Source organism: Mycobacterium sp. NGS48, assembly GCF_059812585.1.
Genome location: NZ_JCALCY010000005.1, coordinates 197,135 through 212,805 on the forward strand (window position 1 = coordinate 197,135; position 15,671 = coordinate 212,805).

Genomic DNA, 15,671 nt, shown 5'->3' on the forward strand with positions numbered 1-15,671 from the left:
CGGTGGCTCGATGACCTCGTCGCACGCCGACGCCGCGCCTGCGCCGATCCCGGTGTCCTCGGCGCGGGCGCAAAAGGATGCGATCGCCGATGCGACGAACCGCCGTGGCGGCGGTGATGCATTGCGGGCAGCCCGTCGGCTCGGCGCGGCCCTCAACGCTCCAGACTTGCTCAACCAGGGTGATTTCCAGTTCTTCTGGATCACCGCTGTGACCAACGACGGCCAGATCGTCGTCGCCAATAGCTACGGGATGGGCTACATCCCCGAGCCGGTGACACTGCCCGAGGGTGTTCAGCTGGTCTCGGTCGACCCCGCCGTCCCGGCCGCCGAGCGGGCCCGCTGGGCCACCTATCCGATGCTGGCCATCCAAGGCTGGGCGGCGGCCCACGACACCACGCTGCGGGCCGTGATCGCCACCGAGGCCCAATTCCGCGAGTTCGATCCCGGCGTCTACCGGGAAGTGCTGCGTGAGGAAGACATTCCGGCGAGGGGGAAGATGGCCGGCCGATCCAGATTAGAAGTGGTCGCGCCCGGACAGGCCGCGCAGCTGGCCGGGGTCAGCGACCTGGGGTTGATCGACATGTTGCCGCCGGCCCCGGTGGACACCAATCCACCGGCCGACCAACGCGGCACGCTGTGGTTTGAAGTGATGAAGCACCTGATGAGCAGCGACCCCAATCGGGGAGTGCAGCATTTGCAGGCGTTCGTCACCTACGCCGCCCATGCCCAGGAGTTGGCGCTGCATAAAGCCCACACCGCCGTGCACGCGATCGAGCAACGCTCGGCGGTCGCCGACTGGCTTTACTGGCAACAGGTGAGCATCCTGGTGGCCGATGCGCTGGCCGGGTCCGCCGCGCCCTAAACCTAAAACGCACTAGACCGCTCGGTCAGTTTTCGGCCGTGTCGCTCAGCTCGTCAGTGATGTCGACGAGGACGGCATCAAGACGTTCCCGATCGGCTTCGATGGATGCAACCGCTTGCGTGGTCGCGCTTTGCAGCGCTTCATTCACCCGCTGCTCGACGGTTCTCGATCCCAGCCGCAGCGACCCGTCTTTGATAAAGACATCGGTGAGCCAGTGATGTCCGTTGAGGGTCACTTCGACGGTCTCGGATTCGTCTGTCGCCGTGAACTTTTCGGTCTCCATCTTGTGCAGCTGCTCGTCGAGAGCCGACTGCAACCGTTGCGCCTGCTTCAACACTGCCGCCACGTGCGGATGCATCTCTGAGGTCACTTCGACTCCTTGCCATCTTTGGCGTCCGGCACGTCCTTACGACGACGAGCCCCGATGACGCCTTCGGTCCAGGACCGATCCTCTTTGTAGAGTTCCTCGTCGGGAGCAAGCCCCGGGGTGCGGCGCCGTTCCTTACCTTGGCCCTGACCATGGCCGCCCATCGGCATACCCCCCATACCGCCGCCCATGGCGCCGCCAGGCATACCTTGGGCCGCTTGGGCTCCCGGCCCCGCTTCGGCAGCATTCGCCGGGGCGACGGCGTTGGCGCCCACCGCAGGCTGCAGCGGCGACCGCGGTGCGCCGCCACCGCCGCCGCCCGCGCCGCCACCTCCGTGGGCAGCGGGTTTGACCGCGGGCCCCTTCGGCAGGTGCGGCGTGGCCTTCGCCGCGGCCGGCATCCCGCCGGGCATACCCCCGGGCAGGCCGCCCGGCATGCCGCCGCCGGGTTTCCCGCCACCTTGGCCGGCACCTTGGCCGCCGCCGGGCATGCCGCCGGGTGCACCTCCGGTTCGTGCGGCAGCGGGCTGTTGCGGGGCGACCGGCTGTCCCATCGGCGACGGTGCACCACCTGGTGCGCCACCGCCCGGGGAGCCTCCACCACCGCCAGGTGATGACCCGCCCCCGCGGGGCTGCTGCTCGTCGTCCCCAGCCGGCACCGCCCGCCGACGCGGGTCACCGTTCGTGTAGACGGGCGTGGACGGAAGGGCTCCGTCGCGGGGTTCGGGCGGGGAGACCTTGTCGATGGTGGCGGCCGACTCATATTGCGCGCGCACGTGTTCGGAGTCCATATACAGCTTCAGGAGTTTCGCTCCGATCGCCTTCTTCTGCTCGTCGGTGGTGTCCGACGATTCCATTTGCTTTTTGAGCTGCTTCCACTCGTCGGCTATCGGTGTGTGCGCGGCTCGTGCTGTGGTGTGGGCATCGGCGATCTTGTCGGCCTCAGCCGCGAGTTCCTGCCAGGAGCCGGCGAGGCCGCTTAACCATCCGCCGAATTCGTTGAAACGCCCGTATGCGACCTCGGCGGCGGCGCCCTCCCAATCGCGGATCTTGACGTGAAAATGTTGAGCTGCCGTTTGAAGATTTGTCGCGATAGTGCGCCAATGGGCGGCCACCGCGCGAAGGGCAGCCCCTTGATCGCCGTTCGCCAGGTCGTTCTCTATTTCTTCCGGATCACCATGGGCGTGGCCCGCTTTGGTCGGCATCCCCGGTGCGGTCGGATGCGGCGGCGCCGGGATCGAGCAGTCGTCGGGCTTGACCGCACCGCTGGATATCGGCTTACCCGCGTTGATCTCACTGGTAGCCCGTAGATCGGTTTCGTCGTAGGCCTTTGCGACGTGATACAGCGACTCCGCGAGCCGCTTACCTTCGATGACGCCCCAGTTCTGGTATTCCCACAACGACTGTGCGCTATGGACGAGATTGGCGGTCGCGTCCAAGGAGGTTTTCAGCGTGGATGGCGGCGTGATCGGCGGCTGACCTGCCGGGTTGGCCCAGTCGATCCCGTTGATGTCGTTCGCTTTGCCCCGCAGGTCATTCGTATCGACTCTGAGTTCTTCTCCCATAGTTCCTCCTCAGAATGCGCCGTCCAGCACGCCCGGCGGCTAATTCTCCAGCGCGGTCTGAAAGCGACTTTCCTCGCGCGGGTGAATCAACCGGATCGGCAATTGGCGGTGACGCGGTGTGCCGATGAAGTTGTGCCGAAGAATGATCCTGCTCAGACCCCGCTGCGGGCCAAGGTAGGTCGTCGCGTTCGGCCACGCCACCTTGTTCACCGAGCCGATGCGTCCGTTGACGTAGCCGGCAAACTCCCGAAACCTCGGTTCGAGGGTGACCACGGCCCCGGCCGCCGCCGAGCGCACCACGAACTGGGTGAACAGTCGCGCATCGCCCAGGTTGATGCTGACGTCGATGTCATCGAACGGCATGTAAACGGGGTAACGCTCGGTGGTCTCGCCGACCAGGACACCCGCCGAGCCGATGGGCAGCTGGTAGTGCTTGTCGCTGACCGGTGTCTGACCCAGGATTGCGGCGCGCTGCCCACCGAACAGGCACGAAAAGCCGCGCGGCGTCTTGGGATTGGCCAACGTCGTCAGCAAGACCGTCGACTGCGGCGCCATGCCCGGTACCAACCGAACACGGGTGATGGTGTGGTCGGCGCGGGCCGACCACCACACGTCGGGGCCGCCCGGCGCGGTGTAGGCCGCCGTGAACGCGCTGCGCCCCTTGATCGCCGACCATGTCTCGCGTTCGAAGCTGATCTCGGTGGCCTGGTCGAAACTGTCGAAGCTGCGTGCGCACCGCGCGTCGATGCCATGGCTGGCCAGTTGATCGGCGATCCGCGTCGTCGATGCGACCAGATACCGGGCCAGGCCCGCCAGACCGGCCGCGCGGCGCTGCGCGGACCTGCGAGTCGTCTCGGGGTCGGCGCGCAGCACGATCCAGGTCCGGCGGTTGGCGGGAGCCGGATAGGGGCCGATCACCTGCTGATAGAGACCCACGACGTTGGCCGGAGCAGTCTTGCCGACTCGATACCCCGCGGCTACGACGTCGGCCTCCAAGTCGGGGCAGTGCGCCGCCACCAGTTGCTCCACCAACTCGGTGTCCACCACGTCGTCGGTCTTGGCCTCCCCGTTGAGGATGACTGTGGGAGTGAAGGGGCGCGGGATCAACTCGATGACCGAAACCAAGTGGTCACCCTGCCACCGCACGGCCACGTGATCGCCGGGCATCACGGTGGCGCCCACCGCGGGCTCCGAAGGCGGATCGGGAGCGGTGCGGTGCCGACGCCGCCATGAGTTCAGCGCTGCGATCCAGCCGGTTATGCGCCTGCCGCGGATCGTGACCACCGCCGCGAGCACCACCAGCACGGCCAGCGTAATTCCGGCCCACAGATAGCCCAGGCTCATGGATACCGCAATGCACGCCGGCGCCAGCGCCGCTGCCACCAAGGCGTGGCCGCTGGTGAACCGCAAAGACACGGCGCTGCTCATCGGCGTTTCAACGCACGTCGGGTCAGCGCGCCGAGCCCCATGATCAGAGCCAACGCCGCAGCGCCAACGACCACGATGGTGATCGGGCCACGGTCCGGGGGCGGGATGTACACCGGCGGCGGGATCGGCTTCACGTTGTACGGAGCTGTCTTGGCGCCGGCCGGAACGTCCCACGTCAGCGCGGCGATGGGGTCGATGACACCGGCGCCGACGGTGTCATCGGCTCCCCCTCCGGGGTGTCGGGCAGTGGCGGTGATCCGGTTGATGATCTGCGCCGGCGTCAGGTCGGGAAACCGCTGGCGCAACAGTGCGGCCACCCCGGAAACGTACGCCGCGGAAAACGACGTGCCGGTGATCGGGATCGGGCCGTCCTGGCCTTGCAGCGCATTGACCGGCGCGCCGTCATAGCCCAGCGCGATGATGCTTTCCCCCGGCGCCGCCGCGCCCAGCCACGGTCCGTGCATCGAAAAGTTGCTCGGTATTCCGGTCTCACCGATGCTTCCGACCGTCAAGACCAACGGGTCATACCACGCCGGCGTGACGATCGTCTGAACCTGTTTCCAGCCGCGTGGATCGTTGGGTACCGAAGGATCGGGCGGCGGATTCTGCGTGCAGTCCTGGCCGGTGTTGCCGGCGGCGACGACGATCACCGCGTTCTTGACGTTGACCGCATAGTTCACCGCCGCACCCAACATGGACTCGTCGATGGGCCGGGTCACCTTGACGCAGGCGGCCTCGCTGACGTTGATGACGTTGGCGCCGAGATTGGCGGCATGCACCACCGCGCGGGCCAGGCTGCGGATCGATCCGGCCGTCCGGGTGGTGTTGGGATCGTTGGGGTCGACTTGGGCGCCCTTGGGCTGGAACGCTTCTGAAGTCTGTCGTAGTGAGAGGAGCCGCGCCTCGGGCGCCACACCGACGAAACCATCGGTGGGAGCGGGTCGGCCGGCCACGATCGAGGCGGTCAAGGTGCCGTGGGAGTCACAGTCGGACAGCCCGTTGCCGCCGGCGTCGACGAAGTCCCCACCCGGCTCCGCGGGCACCCTCGGCGAGGCGTTGACCCCGGTGTCGATCACCGCGACCGTCACCCCGGCGCCGGTGGCGAATTTCTGCGCCTCGGCAACGTGCAGGTAGTCGTTGGCCCACGGCGGGTCGGCGAACTTAGCATCCGGGAACGACGTCGGCGCCGAGCAGATTCGGCGCTGCTCCATCGGTAGGTCCGGGCCCGTCTCGTCCGGCGGCATGGCACCCGGGTCGATTACCGGAGGTGCGATCGCGAAGGCGGGCGGTGCTGTCAGCAGCCCCAGTGCCAACGCCGCCACCATCACGGCGATACGCCGCACCATCGACTGCCCCTTTCGCCTACTGGCCTGGTCAGGCCGGCCGTCGGTTGAGCAACATCGTCTCACCCCGTGACGGCGTGCAGGCACCCGGTAATCCTAAGTCGGCGCAGACAACGCTGGTTCCGGTTTTTTGGCGGGGAAAGCCTGATTATCCGTTTGCGACGGCATCCGCCCACCGTGCGATTTCGGGCGTCACGGGGTCGGCAATGTCGTCGAATTCCGAATGCTTTTTGAGTACTGCGGCCACCATCTTGCACACCGGGACGACGCGTTTGCCGTCGGCCCGGGTGGCCTCGAGCGCGTCGCGTACCAGGATGCTCGCCAGGCCGCGACCGCCGAACTCGTCGTCGATTTCGGTGTGGTAGAAGACGCGCTGGTTGTCGCGGTCGGCGACGGCGGCGTATCCGACGGTTTTGCCGTCGACGGCGATGGTGTACTTGCCGTCCGCGGCGCTGACCGTGGTCTGGGCGCCGGTCTTGTCGGCAGTCATCGATGCTCCTTTCTGTCCGGCAGCGGGCGCGGCCGAAGCGTGGCGTTCGGAAGCGGGGGCGCGGGCAGGCGTTCGGGTGATCCCTGGTAGCCCCGAACGGCGCCGAAGCGTAAATCGCCTGCTTCCCACAGTCGGCGATACTCGGCGATCTCCTGGTGGCTGCGCCCGACGAAGTTCCACCACATCACCAATTGCTCAGTGAACGGCGTGCCGCCCAACAGCAGCGCGCGGGCCGGGCGATCGCCGGCGTTGCGCAGCTGCAGCGACGAGTAACCCACGCCCTGATAGCCCAGATCTGCGAGGTTCAGGGCAATTCCGGCCATGTCCAGAACCCCCTGGTCGCACAGCACGCCATGCTCGAAGGCCGAGTCGACGTCGAGCGTCACCGTGGCGCCTGGGTCCACGTCGATTTGGGCGCCCAGCAGCGGGGTGAACGTGTGCACCGGCGAGCGACTTCCGGCCAACTCGCCGAGAAAAACTCGCGCGACGCCACCGTGCAGCATGACGACTTCGGGCACGTAGTGGACGAAATCTCGGGCGGTGTTGCGGTCGGAGTCGGGCAGGGCCACCCATAGCTGAGCGCCATGCAGAATCGGCGCCGCGTCGGGGTCGACCGACACCTCGGAGTGGCAGATGCCTGCGCCGGCCGTCATCAAATTCAGTTCACCCGGCCGCACCTGGGCCAGCACTCCGGCGCTGTCGCGGTGCTCGATCTCGCCGCTGAACAACCAACTGACGGTCTGCAGACCGGTATGTGGATGGGGCGGCACATCCATGCCGGTCGAGTGACGCAGATCGTGCGGTCCGTAGTGGTCGGCAAAGCACCAGCCGCCGATCAACGAGCGCTGCCGCTGCGGGATTGTGCGCCGGACCCGGATCGCCCGCGGCCCGCCCAGTGGTACCTCGCGCGGATGTAGAACCTCCACACCGGCGACTTGTGTAGCGGCACAGGCGACTTCAGCCGGTGCGGTCTCCAGGTTACTCATCGTTCACCGTTCGTGCGTTGGCGATACGGGCCGATACCTCGACACTACCCGCGAGTGGACACGGCGCCGCGGTGTGCAGGCCAGGGGTTGTCTTTTTGTGTCGGACGGGGCGCCCCGATGCCATAGGATTTCTTGATATGGCGCAAAGCTTGCGTGTCGATCCGGCGGTTCTCAGGTCGACCGGATCTGTGCTGGCGCAGGTGGCTAGCGACCTCTCCGGAATGGGTCTAGGTCCCTCGCTGAGTGAGCTGGTCGGAGCTCTGCGCGGCTTTCACAGCGGCGCTGTCTGCCAGGAGGCCGGGACGGCGATCGACGATGCGTGCAAACAGGTGAGTGGCGATTTTTCCCAGCTGGCAGAGAAATTGCGATCAGCGGCTGAACAATACGAGCACGCCGACGAGCAGTTGCGCGGCGGTCTGGACAAGGCCGCCCACGAAATCGACGGCAATCACGGCGACACTCCACCACTGCCCACGACTGTTGCCGGCCCGCCCACTCACCAGTCGGCGCCGATGCCGGTGGATCAGGTGGACTACGACCAGACCAACGTCGCAGCCGGTCCGGAAGCCACCCGCGACTACATCGACCAGGCTCTCGACAAGCTCGGTATCACCGACCTCGCGGCAAGACAGCGTTGGCTGGACGGGTACACGACGATGACCTTCCGCGAGTCGAGCTATGACCCGAATGCGGTCAATGATTGGGACATCAACTCAGAACCGCCGAATTCGACGCATGACGTCTCCGACGGCTACGGGAATGGCTGCTCGCGGGGCCTGGCGCAATGTGTTCCGGGCACGTTCGCGCAATACCATCAGCCGGGAACGTCGAACAATATCTATGATCCGGTCGCCAATATCGCCGCGTCGATGAATTACGTCATGGGGCGCTACGGCGTTCATCGGGACGGGTCGAACCTGGCTGCACTGGTTCCCCAGACCAACGCTGAGGCCGACCCACAAGGCTATTGAGATGGGGCCGAGGATCTTTCGACGCGCCGCAGCTCTGACACTGTGCCTGATCATCGGCGCGGCCACCGCGTCGGCGGTGACCGCAGCGGCGACCACCGTGCCCGCTGCCGCGTGGATCAGCGCCGGGCAGCTGCCGCTCGACGACACCCAACGCTGGCCCGACCTCGCGAGTATCGCAGAAGCACCGACCGACAACGCCTTTCGGATCGAGCAGCTGTGCCGGGTCGATGCGCCCGCTCACCGATTGGTAGATGCCACTGGTGTCGACGCTGGCCGCGCCGGCGTTGACAAGGGTCAGGACGAATGGTCATTGCAGCAGCAGATTGTTCATTACCCGGGCGATACTTGGCGAATGGGCCAAACTGCTGATGCGCTGTTCACTTCGTTGCGAAATACGTTGAGCAGCTGCGGCTCTACAGCGCCGGGCACACAGGTGACGGTGACCACTCCGCGCTCGCATTGCCCGAGCAGTCAACGCGGCGGGTGCAGCCAGTTGGCGGTCACCGTCGACGTCCCGGCACAGCAGACCAGTGCGCATGTCTATCTGGCGAGCGTGGGCAGTTCGGTGACCGAGCTGACCGTGTGGTCGACTGGCACACCGGGCGTGGGCTGGACGGAGATCAGCGACGAGGATGTGTTCGCGGCGATGAACCCGCAACTGTGCACGGTGTGGGCATGCTGACCCGCTAGCGCGGCGGCCGGAGCGCTTTCATCGCGATGCGCTTCACCGGTTCGGGAATCCGGTCCTGCATGGACAGTGCGGCGCTTGCCGCACGTGAACGCAACGGAGTGCCGCGACCAAACATGCGATTCAGCGGACCACCTGACGGCTCGATCTCGAAATGCAACGGCAGCGCGCCTTCTGATGCGCCCAAGGCCTGCGAGATGACGATCCGCTGGATTTCGCTGGTGCCCTCAAAGATGGTGTACAGCTTGGCGTCTCGATACCATTTTTCCACCGGGTGGTCGGTGATGTATCCCCAGCCGCCCATCGTCTGGATGGCGCGCTCGGTAGCACGGACCGCGACTTCGCTGGCCGCCATCTTCGACATCGAGCCCTCGCCGCGGTTGAACGCGATCCCGTTGGCCGCCATCCAGGAAGCCCGCCAGGTCAACAACCGGGCGGCATCGATCTGGGTGGCGATTTCGGCCAGTGGAAACGCGATGCCCTGGTTGTCGATGATTGGCCCGCCGAACGCCTCGCGCTGGGTGGCGTAGGTGGTGGCATATTCCAGCGCCGCGCGCGCAATGCCGATCGCCTGGGCAGCCACCATCGGGCGGGTCTGTTCGAATGTGCCCAATGTCGCCGAGCTGGAACGCTTACCGCCGGCGGCGGCTTCACGTGCCTTGGCCAGCTTGTGCTCGAGTTTGTCTTGCCCGCCAAGCAGATTGGCTTCAGGGATACGGACACCGTCGAAACGTAGCTCTGCGGTGTGCGACGCCCGGCAGCCCAGCTTGTCAAGTTTGCGCACCAACTCCAGTCCGGGCGTGCCGCCCGGGACTACGAATAGTGCCTGACCGCGGTGGCCCAGTTCTTCATCGACAACTGCGTTGACTACGTGCACATTGGCGATACCCCCGTTACCGATCCACATCTTGTGGCCGTCGACGACCCAGTCGCCGCCGTCGCGCCGCGCCGTGGTTCGCAGATTCCGCACGTCGCTGCCGCCTTCAGGTTCGGAGATGGCCAGAGCCGCGAGTTTGAGGTCACCGGGTTCTCCAAAGCATTCCGGCGCCCACTCCAACATCTGCTCGGGGGACGCGGCCTGGCCGATGGCTGACAGTGCCAGCGCCGGCATGACGATCGCCAAACCGATTCCGGCGCAACCCCAGAACAGCTCTTCCATGAACATCGGCAGCGATAGGCCAGTCGGATCACCGATGAGGTCGCGGTAGAACAGTGGGCTGTAGAAACCCTGCTGGGCAGCTTCCTCCAGCACCGGCCAGGGAAATTCCTGTCGCTGGTCATAGTCGAGTGCGACGGGGCGGATGACTGATTCGGCGAATTCGTGGGTGCGCTGCGCCAGGTCGTGTTGTGCTGCCGTCGGTGTCAAGTCGAAGCTCATCAGTGCGCCCCTGTGGTCACAGCGTTCGGCCGATGTCGCCGATCACCTCGTCCGAACCGACTGTTGCCGCTTTGCGCCCAGCTCAAACGCGATCCGTCAGGCGGCCGACTGCGGGCCCGGCGAGGCCGGCAGATGGAACACCGTGGCGGTCGCCGCAACGGAGTCACACTCACGGCGCTCGAGGAGGGCAGCGTTTTCGGGCAGCTGCCTGGAGGTGATCTCGCCCGCCGCGATGCGGCGCAGCGTGTCGTGGGCGCGGGCGAGCTGCTCGCGCTTGCGGTACTGCCCGCCCGGCAGCTTCACGCCGGCCCACACGCCGTACTCCTCCCGATGCTGGACGGCGTAGCGAGCGCAACGTCGTTGCTGCGCTACCGGACAGCGGCGCAGGCACTGTAGCCGCGCCTCTGTGGCCGATTGCTCATACGCACGCGCCTTCGCGGCGCCGTCGCCGCCGTCGTCATCGGCATAGCCGAACCATAAATCGGGGTTGACTGAGCATGGGTATCCCATCGAGGCGCCTCCTCCGCGCTTGAAACGTAGGCGAAAGCGTATACACACCCGTAAGCACCGCGCAAGGAAACGCGATAGAAACAGATATATCCAAGGTCGTACCGAGGTCTGTGTAGTATCCGGATATGGCCGGAGCGCTGCGGTGAGCCGCGAATCGGCGGGCGCGGTTATCCGAGCCCTGCGCGAGTCGCGCGACTGGTCACTGGCCGACCTCGCCGCTGAGACCGGGGTCAGCGTCATGGGCCTGAGCTACCTGGAACGCGGCGCCCGCAAACCGCATAAAAGCACAGTTCAAAAGGTCGAAAATGGACTCGGGCTGCCCCCAGGCACCTACTCCCGGTTGGTGGTCGCGCAGGATCCGGAGGCCGAACTGGGCCGGCTGCTCACCGCCCAACCGCCCGAGGCTATCGCCGCTCAGGCAGCGGACACCATTGTGGTGGACCGCCACAGCGATACCGAAGTGCTCGAAGGATATGCCGAAGCGCAGCTGGACGCGCTGAACTCGGTAATCGAACGCCTCCCTGCGGTGACATCAAACGAATATGAGACGTATATTCTTTCTGTGATCGGCCAGTGTGTGAAGGCGGAGCTGTTGGCAGCCAACTCCTGGCGGGTGGCCGTCAATGTCGGCGGGGCTTCGGCGGACCGACTGATGCAGCATCTGCAGGCTTTAGAAGCCACTCGTAGCGCGCTTCTGCAGCGCATGCCGAAAAGCTTGAGCGCCCGCTTCGACCAGGCGTGCACCCAATCGTCGCTGCCCGAGCCGGTCATCGCGACTTTGCTCGGTGTCACCGGCGCAGAAATGTGGGGGATCCGGAATCGGGGCGTCATCCCGCCGGGCGCGTTGGCGCGGGTCCGGGCCTTCGCCGACACGATCTTCCCGTCGGCACCGGCAGATCAGACCAGCGGTTAGGGGAGGCGGTGAGTCCGAGCGAACTAGAGCTGCTCAATCGCGCTCATCGACTGTTCGCCGGCACCGGTCAGCCCGCGCAACTGAGGCTGGACACTCCTTACGTCGACGGATTGACGCAGCCGCCGGCAGCGGCCAACGACGGTTATCGGTTCGCGCTGCACAACAGCCGAGACGCACTGCGTTCGGCCGCCCGCACCGACGCCTCGGTGGCAGCCCTCATCGGCCGGGCGCACCGCGATCGCGCCACTGCCCACGGCCAGACCAGGAGCGTCGTCGACGAAGCTCGCGCCGATACCGCGGCCACACCGGACACCCCGATCGCACAACGAGAGGCAATCCGCCGGCGGGTGGCTCGGTTGCGCGTCCAGCGGATGCATGTGCTGTCCGCCCGTTCCCGGGCACGACGGCACCAGGCTGTGCTGCGGGCATTGCGGTACCGAGCAACACGGCGGCGCGCGACAGGCATGTTGCGGCTCTCGTCGCCGACCGGCCGCGCCGGAATCGCTGTCCGGGCGGCGTTGTCTCGGCTGGGCCGGCCGTATGTCTGGGGCGCCACCGGCCCCAACCAGTTCGACTGCTCCGGATTGACGCAATGGTCCTACAACCAGGCCGGAATCCATCTGAGCCGCACCACGTATCAGCAGATACACGAAGGAATCCCGATACCGCGCTGGCAGGTAAGGCCAGGGGATCTGATCTTCCCGCACGCCGGGCATGTCCAGATGTCCATCGGGAACAATCTCGTCGTCGAAGCGCCGCATGCCGGCGCCACGGTGCGAATCAGCCCGCTGGGCAGCAATGTGCAGATCAGGCGACCACTGCCATAGGCCGACGCGGCCCGGCGCCAGCCGGCTGAAGTGAATTGTCGACGGAGATGCGGCTGGCTACTGTCGCCGCATGGAGGGGCTGCCGCAGCCAAACCTCGGCGACGCAGCCGATGCCATCAGAGACGCTGAATCGTTTCTGGCACATCAGAACTCGACAGCGGCTCAGCTCGACCTGCAAGTAGTCAGCGCGATCATGAACGCGCACCTGAAGTCGGTGGACGGCCGGGCCGGACTGAATAACCTGCAGCAGGAGATCCAGGCGGCCGTGCGCACCCGAACCGATCTGGACACCCCCTCCGGAGCGCGGGACTTCCAGCGGTTCCTCGTCGGCAAGCTCAGGGACATCCGCGCCGTGGTGGCGAACGCAAACCTCGACGACACGTCGAAGTCAGCGCTGATGGCGGCTTGGACGTCGCTCTACGACGTTTCGAGGGTGGTGACTACCGACGAGCCGAGCGACGTCCGGCCGACGCGGATGCCCGCGGCCGCACCAACCGACAACGCGGAAACGGCAGACGCCGACATCGACCCGTTATTGGATTCGCTCTTCGCCGACGATCCCGACCTCGTCCCGCCAGCGGAACCGACGCCGGCACCATGGGCGTCCGCCCCGATGTCACCGGCGATACCAAGCATCCCCGGTCTTGGCGGGGGAGCGATGCCCGGCTGGGGCATGCCGGGCGGATTACCGCTGCCCGGTTTGCACGACGCGGGAACCGAACGCTCGCCGCAGCCTCACGACGAGATACCGGACGACGACCTGATGTCGAACGAAGAACGGATCCCGGAAGACGGGCAGCAGGACCCACCCGATGAGGACGAACCGGGAGACACGCCGCAGCCAGAACCGGCGCCGCCCGGCCCGACCACCATCACGTTGCCCAACGGTGAGACGGTCACTGCGGCCAGCCCACAGCTTGCCGCCGCGATCCAGGCCGCAGCCGGTGGGACACCCATTTCGGATGCATTTCGCGAGCAGGGCATCGCTATCCCGCCGCCGGGGACCGCCGTCGTTGATCCCCTCGACGCGTCGGGGCTGGCGCCGGGGGATATCGGCATGTTCACCAACCGGCATGCACTTGCTCTTGGCAACAGCAAAGCCCTTCTCAACGGCCAGATCCAACACATCTCGACCGTCAACGGGCCGGGTTTCCTCGGCTGGGAGCACCCGCCGGCACCATTGCCGGCTACCGCGCCACCGGCGGCCGGCACACCGGCGCCCACCCGGCCGGCCGCCACCACATAGTTCAGGGAGATACCGGATGGCAGATCGAATCCACGTGGAGCCCGCGAGTCTGCGGGAGTCGGCGATCCACCACGAGCAGATTGCAGAGTATCTGCGGACGATTCCCTCGTCGCATCCGGCGATCCAGGAAAGTCTCGACTCGCTGGGACCGGTCTTCGGCAACCTTCGGGATGCCGGACGCGAACTGCTCGACCAACGGCGGCGGTGCTATCAACAGCAGGCCGACGACCATGCCGACATCGCAGACAAGCTGCGCGCAGCAGCCGACCTCTGGGAACAGCACGAGGCCGACGCTGCGCGGAGCCTGGGCGACGTCGTTGACGACGAGCGATGAGCAACGCCATCCCGGCCTTCGACACCGTGCACCCGAGCGGACACATCCTGGTCCGCTCCTGCCGTGGCGGATATCTGCACAGCCTGGCGCTCAGCGCCGCGGCGATGGACACCGACGCCGTAACGCTGGCGAAGGCCATCTTGCTCGCCGCCGACGTTTCCTATCTGAAGGCCTCGCTGCAAGTGCGCGGCGAGATCGTTGCCGCCGGGCATAGCCCGTCAGCCGGTGTTCCCACTGCAGGCGACCTCGACGCGGCGATCGAAAAGCTGGTGGCGCATCGGCTGCGCCACCGAATCCGGCAGGACTAGCTCAGCCAGGCTCTGGCCGTGTCGGGGTGCGGCGCGATATCCGTCGGTGGCTCGATGGGATTGGCGCCGAACAACTCTCGCGCGCGACCCAGCAACAGGCGTACTTCGTCCAGCTCCAGCTGCAACGCAGAATTAGCCATGCCCCGAGGCTACGTACGCCACACCCATGCCCACAATTCACCGTCTGACATCGACCGAGGTAGACGGCAGGTCGCCTATCCAGGCGCGACGGTACGCTGAGCCGGTGGCGATCTTCGGCCGGAACACCGCGCGGCGGCGCCTTCGGAAAGCCGCGCGGGAATCCCTCGCGATCCCGGCCTTCGGCTCTGCGGTTGACTGCACCCCCTGGGTGACCGATGACCTCTGGCCTGCCGAACTTTCGACCATTACGCCTGAAAATGCCACGGTCGCGCGGTATCTCCGGGCTGACTTGGAACGGATTGCCCGCTCGGCCAACGAGGAGCTTCGCAGCATCAGGCGAGCCGGCATCGTCGGGCCGTCGCTACATGCTGAAGAAGCCCGCGTCGTCGACACTGCCCGCGGTGTTGCGGCCGCGCGGGTGGCGGCGGCGCTTCGCCAACTCGGCAATAGGCTGCAAGACCTTCCCACCCAATACCTGCCGCCCGTCGCGGCCGAACCCACTGGCGGGCCAAGCCTCGACGACACGCAGCAACTTCCGGTCATCACCGCCCCGCTCGCAGATCAACCACCGCGCGAGTCGTATCGGTCCAATCGGCGGGCGACGGCGAGCTTCCCGCGGACGCCCGCTGCCGAGGATGCCGAAAGCGGCGAACCGGAATCGGATCACGACCGGTTGCAGCGCCTCGTAGAGTTCATGGCCCGCCAGGAGCCCGGGTTGTGCTGGGCTGCCGGCGACCGGGAGAACCGCACTACCGTCGTCGCCACTGACATCGCCCATGGCTGGATACCGCCAGGTATCGCGGTGCCGGCCGATGTGCGGCTGCTCCCCCCGCAGCGTCGCACCGGCAGTGCGCCAGAACTTTTGGGGCCGACGACGGTCTCGGTGGCCTATGCTCCCGGCGACCACTTGGGTTGGTCTTTTGGTTGGGCAACCGAATTCGACCCGACCGCGTCGTCGTCAAAGCCTCGTCGGCTACCGCCCGTCGACGATCTGGGCTGGCTGCTCTGCGGGGCGACGCATTGGCGTGAGGGCTTGCCCCACCTCGTCCACACCTTGGCCAAGGCGGGCGCCGCCAGAACGGGCATCCTGGAACCCGAGATCGACGAACTGCGAGAACATCTCGCTACGGCGCGGCTCCAATTGCTGGCCCAGTACCCGGATGTCGACCACGCGCTGCTGCTCAATTGCTTGTTGCTGGCCGCCACCGACGGCATGGCCAGCGGTGACCGGTTGACGGCGAACTACCACTTCGCGTGGTACCAGGCGCTCCATACCAAACCGTGAATTGACGCTGGTCGCAGGCGATCACATAC

At 66.4% G+C, this 15,671-nt stretch carries 18 protein-coding genes; 9 read left to right on the top strand and 9 right to left on the bottom strand.

The window, feature by feature from the left end:
* Positions 1–10 precede the first annotated feature (10 nt).
* Positions 11–862 (top strand): EspK C-terminal domain-containing protein, encoded by an 852-nt coding sequence (locus tag AC5Y42_RS12115; protein ID WP_499898371.1) that lies wholly within the window; start codon positions 11–13, stop codon positions 860–862.
* 25 nt (positions 863–887) lie between these two features.
* On the opposite strand, the gene AC5Y42_RS12120 is transcribed toward AC5Y42_RS12115, so the two are convergent.
* The 6 genes from AC5Y42_RS12120 to AC5Y42_RS12145 form a co-directional block, all read right to left on the bottom strand.
* Positions 888–1,232, bottom strand: coding sequence for a YbaB/EbfC family nucleoid-associated protein (locus tag AC5Y42_RS12120; RefSeq protein ID WP_499898372.1), 345 nt, complete (start codon positions 1,230–1,232; stop codon positions 888–890).
* Positions 1,229–2,794 (bottom strand): PPE domain-containing protein, encoded by a 1,566-nt coding sequence (locus tag AC5Y42_RS12125; RefSeq protein ID WP_499898374.1) that lies wholly within the window; start codon positions 2,792–2,794, stop codon positions 1,229–1,231. The genes AC5Y42_RS12120 and AC5Y42_RS12125 overlap by 4 nt, the downstream gene beginning before the upstream one ends.
* Positions 2,795–2,833: 39 nt before the next feature.
* Entirely contained in the window at positions 2,834–4,222 is a 1,389-nt protein-coding gene (eccE, locus tag AC5Y42_RS12130; RefSeq protein WP_499898375.1) for a type VII secretion protein EccE, read from the bottom strand.
* On the bottom strand, positions 4,219–5,547 hold the full coding sequence (gene mycP, locus AC5Y42_RS12135; RefSeq protein WP_499898660.1) for a type VII secretion-associated serine protease mycosin: 1,329 nt from the start codon (positions 5,545–5,547) through the stop codon (positions 4,219–4,221). The genes eccE and mycP overlap by 4 nt, the downstream gene beginning before the upstream one ends.
* A gap of 166 nt (positions 5,548–5,713) precedes the next feature.
* Positions 5,714–6,055, bottom strand: coding sequence for a GNAT family N-acetyltransferase (locus AC5Y42_RS12140; RefSeq protein WP_499898377.1), 342 nt, complete (start codon positions 6,053–6,055; stop codon positions 5,714–5,716).
* Positions 6,052–7,041: a pirin family protein gene (locus tag AC5Y42_RS12145; RefSeq protein WP_499898378.1), complete on the bottom strand. Its 990-nt coding sequence runs from the start codon at positions 7,039–7,041 to the stop codon at positions 6,052–6,054. Before AC5Y42_RS12145 ends, AC5Y42_RS12140 begins: the two co-directional genes overlap by 4 nt.
* Before the next feature lie 137 nt (positions 7,042–7,178).
* Here AC5Y42_RS12145 and AC5Y42_RS12150 point away from each other — a divergent pair, with 137 nt between their 5' ends.
* On the top strand, positions 7,179–8,012 hold the full coding sequence (locus tag AC5Y42_RS12150) for a type VII secretion target (protein WP_499898380.1): 834 nt from the start codon (positions 7,179–7,181) through the stop codon (positions 8,010–8,012).
* Position 8,013: 1 nt separating this feature from the next.
* Entirely contained in the window at positions 8,014–8,694 is a 681-nt protein-coding gene (locus tag AC5Y42_RS12155) for a hypothetical protein (protein ID WP_499898382.1), read from the top strand.
* A gap of 4 nt (positions 8,695–8,698) precedes the next feature.
* On the opposite strand, the gene AC5Y42_RS12160 is transcribed toward AC5Y42_RS12155, so the two are convergent.
* Together AC5Y42_RS12160 and AC5Y42_RS12165 are read right to left on the bottom strand one after the other, a co-directional pair.
* Positions 8,699–10,078: an acyl-CoA dehydrogenase family protein gene (locus AC5Y42_RS12160; protein WP_499898383.1), complete on the bottom strand. Its 1,380-nt coding sequence runs from the start codon at positions 10,076–10,078 to the stop codon at positions 8,699–8,701.
* Positions 10,079–10,174: 96 nt separating this feature from the next.
* On the bottom strand, positions 10,175–10,588 hold the full coding sequence (locus tag AC5Y42_RS12165; RefSeq protein WP_499898385.1) for a WhiB family transcriptional regulator: 414 nt from the start codon (positions 10,586–10,588) through the stop codon (positions 10,175–10,177).
* 142 nt (positions 10,589–10,730) lie between these two features.
* On the opposite strand from AC5Y42_RS12165, the gene AC5Y42_RS12170 reads away from it, so the two are divergent.
* The 5 genes from AC5Y42_RS12170 to AC5Y42_RS12190 all read left to right on the top strand — a co-directional run bounded on the left by AC5Y42_RS12170 (position 10,731) and on the right by AC5Y42_RS12190 (position 14,216).
* The gene (locus tag AC5Y42_RS12170) at positions 10,731–11,501 is read left to right on the top strand and encodes a helix-turn-helix domain-containing protein (RefSeq protein ID WP_499898386.1); all 771 of its coding nucleotides are present in this window, start codon (positions 10,731–10,733) and stop codon (positions 11,499–11,501) included.
* An 8-nt stretch (positions 11,502–11,509) separates the two neighbouring features.
* Positions 11,510–12,328: a C40 family peptidase gene (locus AC5Y42_RS12175; protein WP_499898387.1), complete on the top strand. Its 819-nt coding sequence runs from the start codon at positions 11,510–11,512 to the stop codon at positions 12,326–12,328.
* Positions 12,329–12,398: 70 nt separating this feature from the next.
* Positions 12,399–13,574, top strand: a complete 1,176-nt coding sequence (locus tag AC5Y42_RS12180; protein ID WP_499898389.1) for a DUF4226 domain-containing protein — start codon at positions 12,399–12,401, stop codon at positions 13,572–13,574.
* 16 nt (positions 13,575–13,590) lie between these two features.
* Positions 13,591–13,908: an ESX-1 secretion-associated protein gene (locus AC5Y42_RS12185; protein WP_499898390.1), complete on the top strand. Its 318-nt coding sequence runs from the start codon at positions 13,591–13,593 to the stop codon at positions 13,906–13,908.
* Entirely contained in the window at positions 13,905–14,216 is a 312-nt protein-coding gene (locus AC5Y42_RS12190; protein WP_499898392.1) for a DUF2694 family protein, read from the top strand. Before AC5Y42_RS12185 ends, AC5Y42_RS12190 begins: the two co-directional genes overlap by 4 nt.
* Here the strand turns inward: AC5Y42_RS12190 and AC5Y42_RS12195 are convergent.
* Positions 14,213–14,356 (bottom strand): hypothetical protein, encoded by a 144-nt coding sequence (locus AC5Y42_RS12195; RefSeq protein ID WP_499898393.1) that lies wholly within the window; start codon positions 14,354–14,356, stop codon positions 14,213–14,215. The two genes, AC5Y42_RS12190 and AC5Y42_RS12195, sit on opposite strands and share 4 nt — an antisense overlap.
* A gap of 104 nt (positions 14,357–14,460) precedes the next feature.
* On the opposite strand from AC5Y42_RS12195, the gene AC5Y42_RS12200 reads away from it, so the two are divergent.
* The gene (locus tag AC5Y42_RS12200) at positions 14,461–15,642 is read left to right on the top strand and encodes a DUF5631 domain-containing protein (RefSeq protein ID WP_499898394.1); all 1,182 of its coding nucleotides are present in this window, start codon (positions 14,461–14,463) and stop codon (positions 15,640–15,642) included.
* Positions 15,643–15,671: the final 29 nt, after the last annotated feature.

Bases quoted from the DNA above. Each gene is read 5' to 3' on its own strand.
- AC5Y42_RS12115 (WP_499898371.1), top strand. From the start codon at position 11: ATGACCTCGTCGCACGCCGACGCCGCGCCTGCGCCGATCCCGGTGTCC.
- AC5Y42_RS12125 (WP_499898374.1), bottom strand. From the start codon at position 2,794: ATGGGAGAAGAACTCAGAGTCGATACGAATGACCTGCGGGGCAAAGCG.
- eccE (WP_499898375.1), bottom strand. From the start codon at position 4,222: ATGAGCAGCGCCGTGTCTTTGCGGTTCACCAGCGGCCACGCCTTGGTG.
- mycP (WP_499898660.1), bottom strand. From the start codon at position 5,547: ATGGTGGCGGCGTTGGCACTGGGGCTGCTGACAGCACCGCCCGCCTTC.
- AC5Y42_RS12140 (WP_499898377.1), bottom strand. From the start codon at position 6,055: ATGACTGCCGACAAGACCGGCGCCCAGACCACGGTCAGCGCCGCGGAC.
- AC5Y42_RS12145 (WP_499898378.1), bottom strand. From the start codon at position 7,041: ATGAGTAACCTGGAGACCGCACCGGCTGAAGTCGCCTGTGCCGCTACA.
- AC5Y42_RS12150 (WP_499898380.1), top strand. From the start codon at position 7,179: ATGGCGCAAAGCTTGCGTGTCGATCCGGCGGTTCTCAGGTCGACCGGA.
- AC5Y42_RS12155 (WP_499898382.1), top strand. From the start codon at position 8,014: ATGGGGCCGAGGATCTTTCGACGCGCCGCAGCTCTGACACTGTGCCTG.
- AC5Y42_RS12160 (WP_499898383.1), bottom strand. From the start codon at position 10,078: ATGAGCTTCGACTTGACACCGACGGCAGCACAACACGACCTGGCGCAG.
- AC5Y42_RS12165 (WP_499898385.1), bottom strand. From the start codon at position 10,588: ATGGGATACCCATGCTCAGTCAACCCCGATTTATGGTTCGGCTATGCC.
- AC5Y42_RS12180 (WP_499898389.1), top strand. From the start codon at position 12,399: ATGGAGGGGCTGCCGCAGCCAAACCTCGGCGACGCAGCCGATGCCATC.
- AC5Y42_RS12185 (WP_499898390.1), top strand. From the start codon at position 13,591: ATGGCAGATCGAATCCACGTGGAGCCCGCGAGTCTGCGGGAGTCGGCG.
- AC5Y42_RS12190 (WP_499898392.1), top strand. From the start codon at position 13,905: ATGAGCAACGCCATCCCGGCCTTCGACACCGTGCACCCGAGCGGACAC.
- AC5Y42_RS12195 (WP_499898393.1), bottom strand. From the start codon at position 14,356: ATGGCTAATTCTGCGTTGCAGCTGGAGCTGGACGAAGTACGCCTGTTG.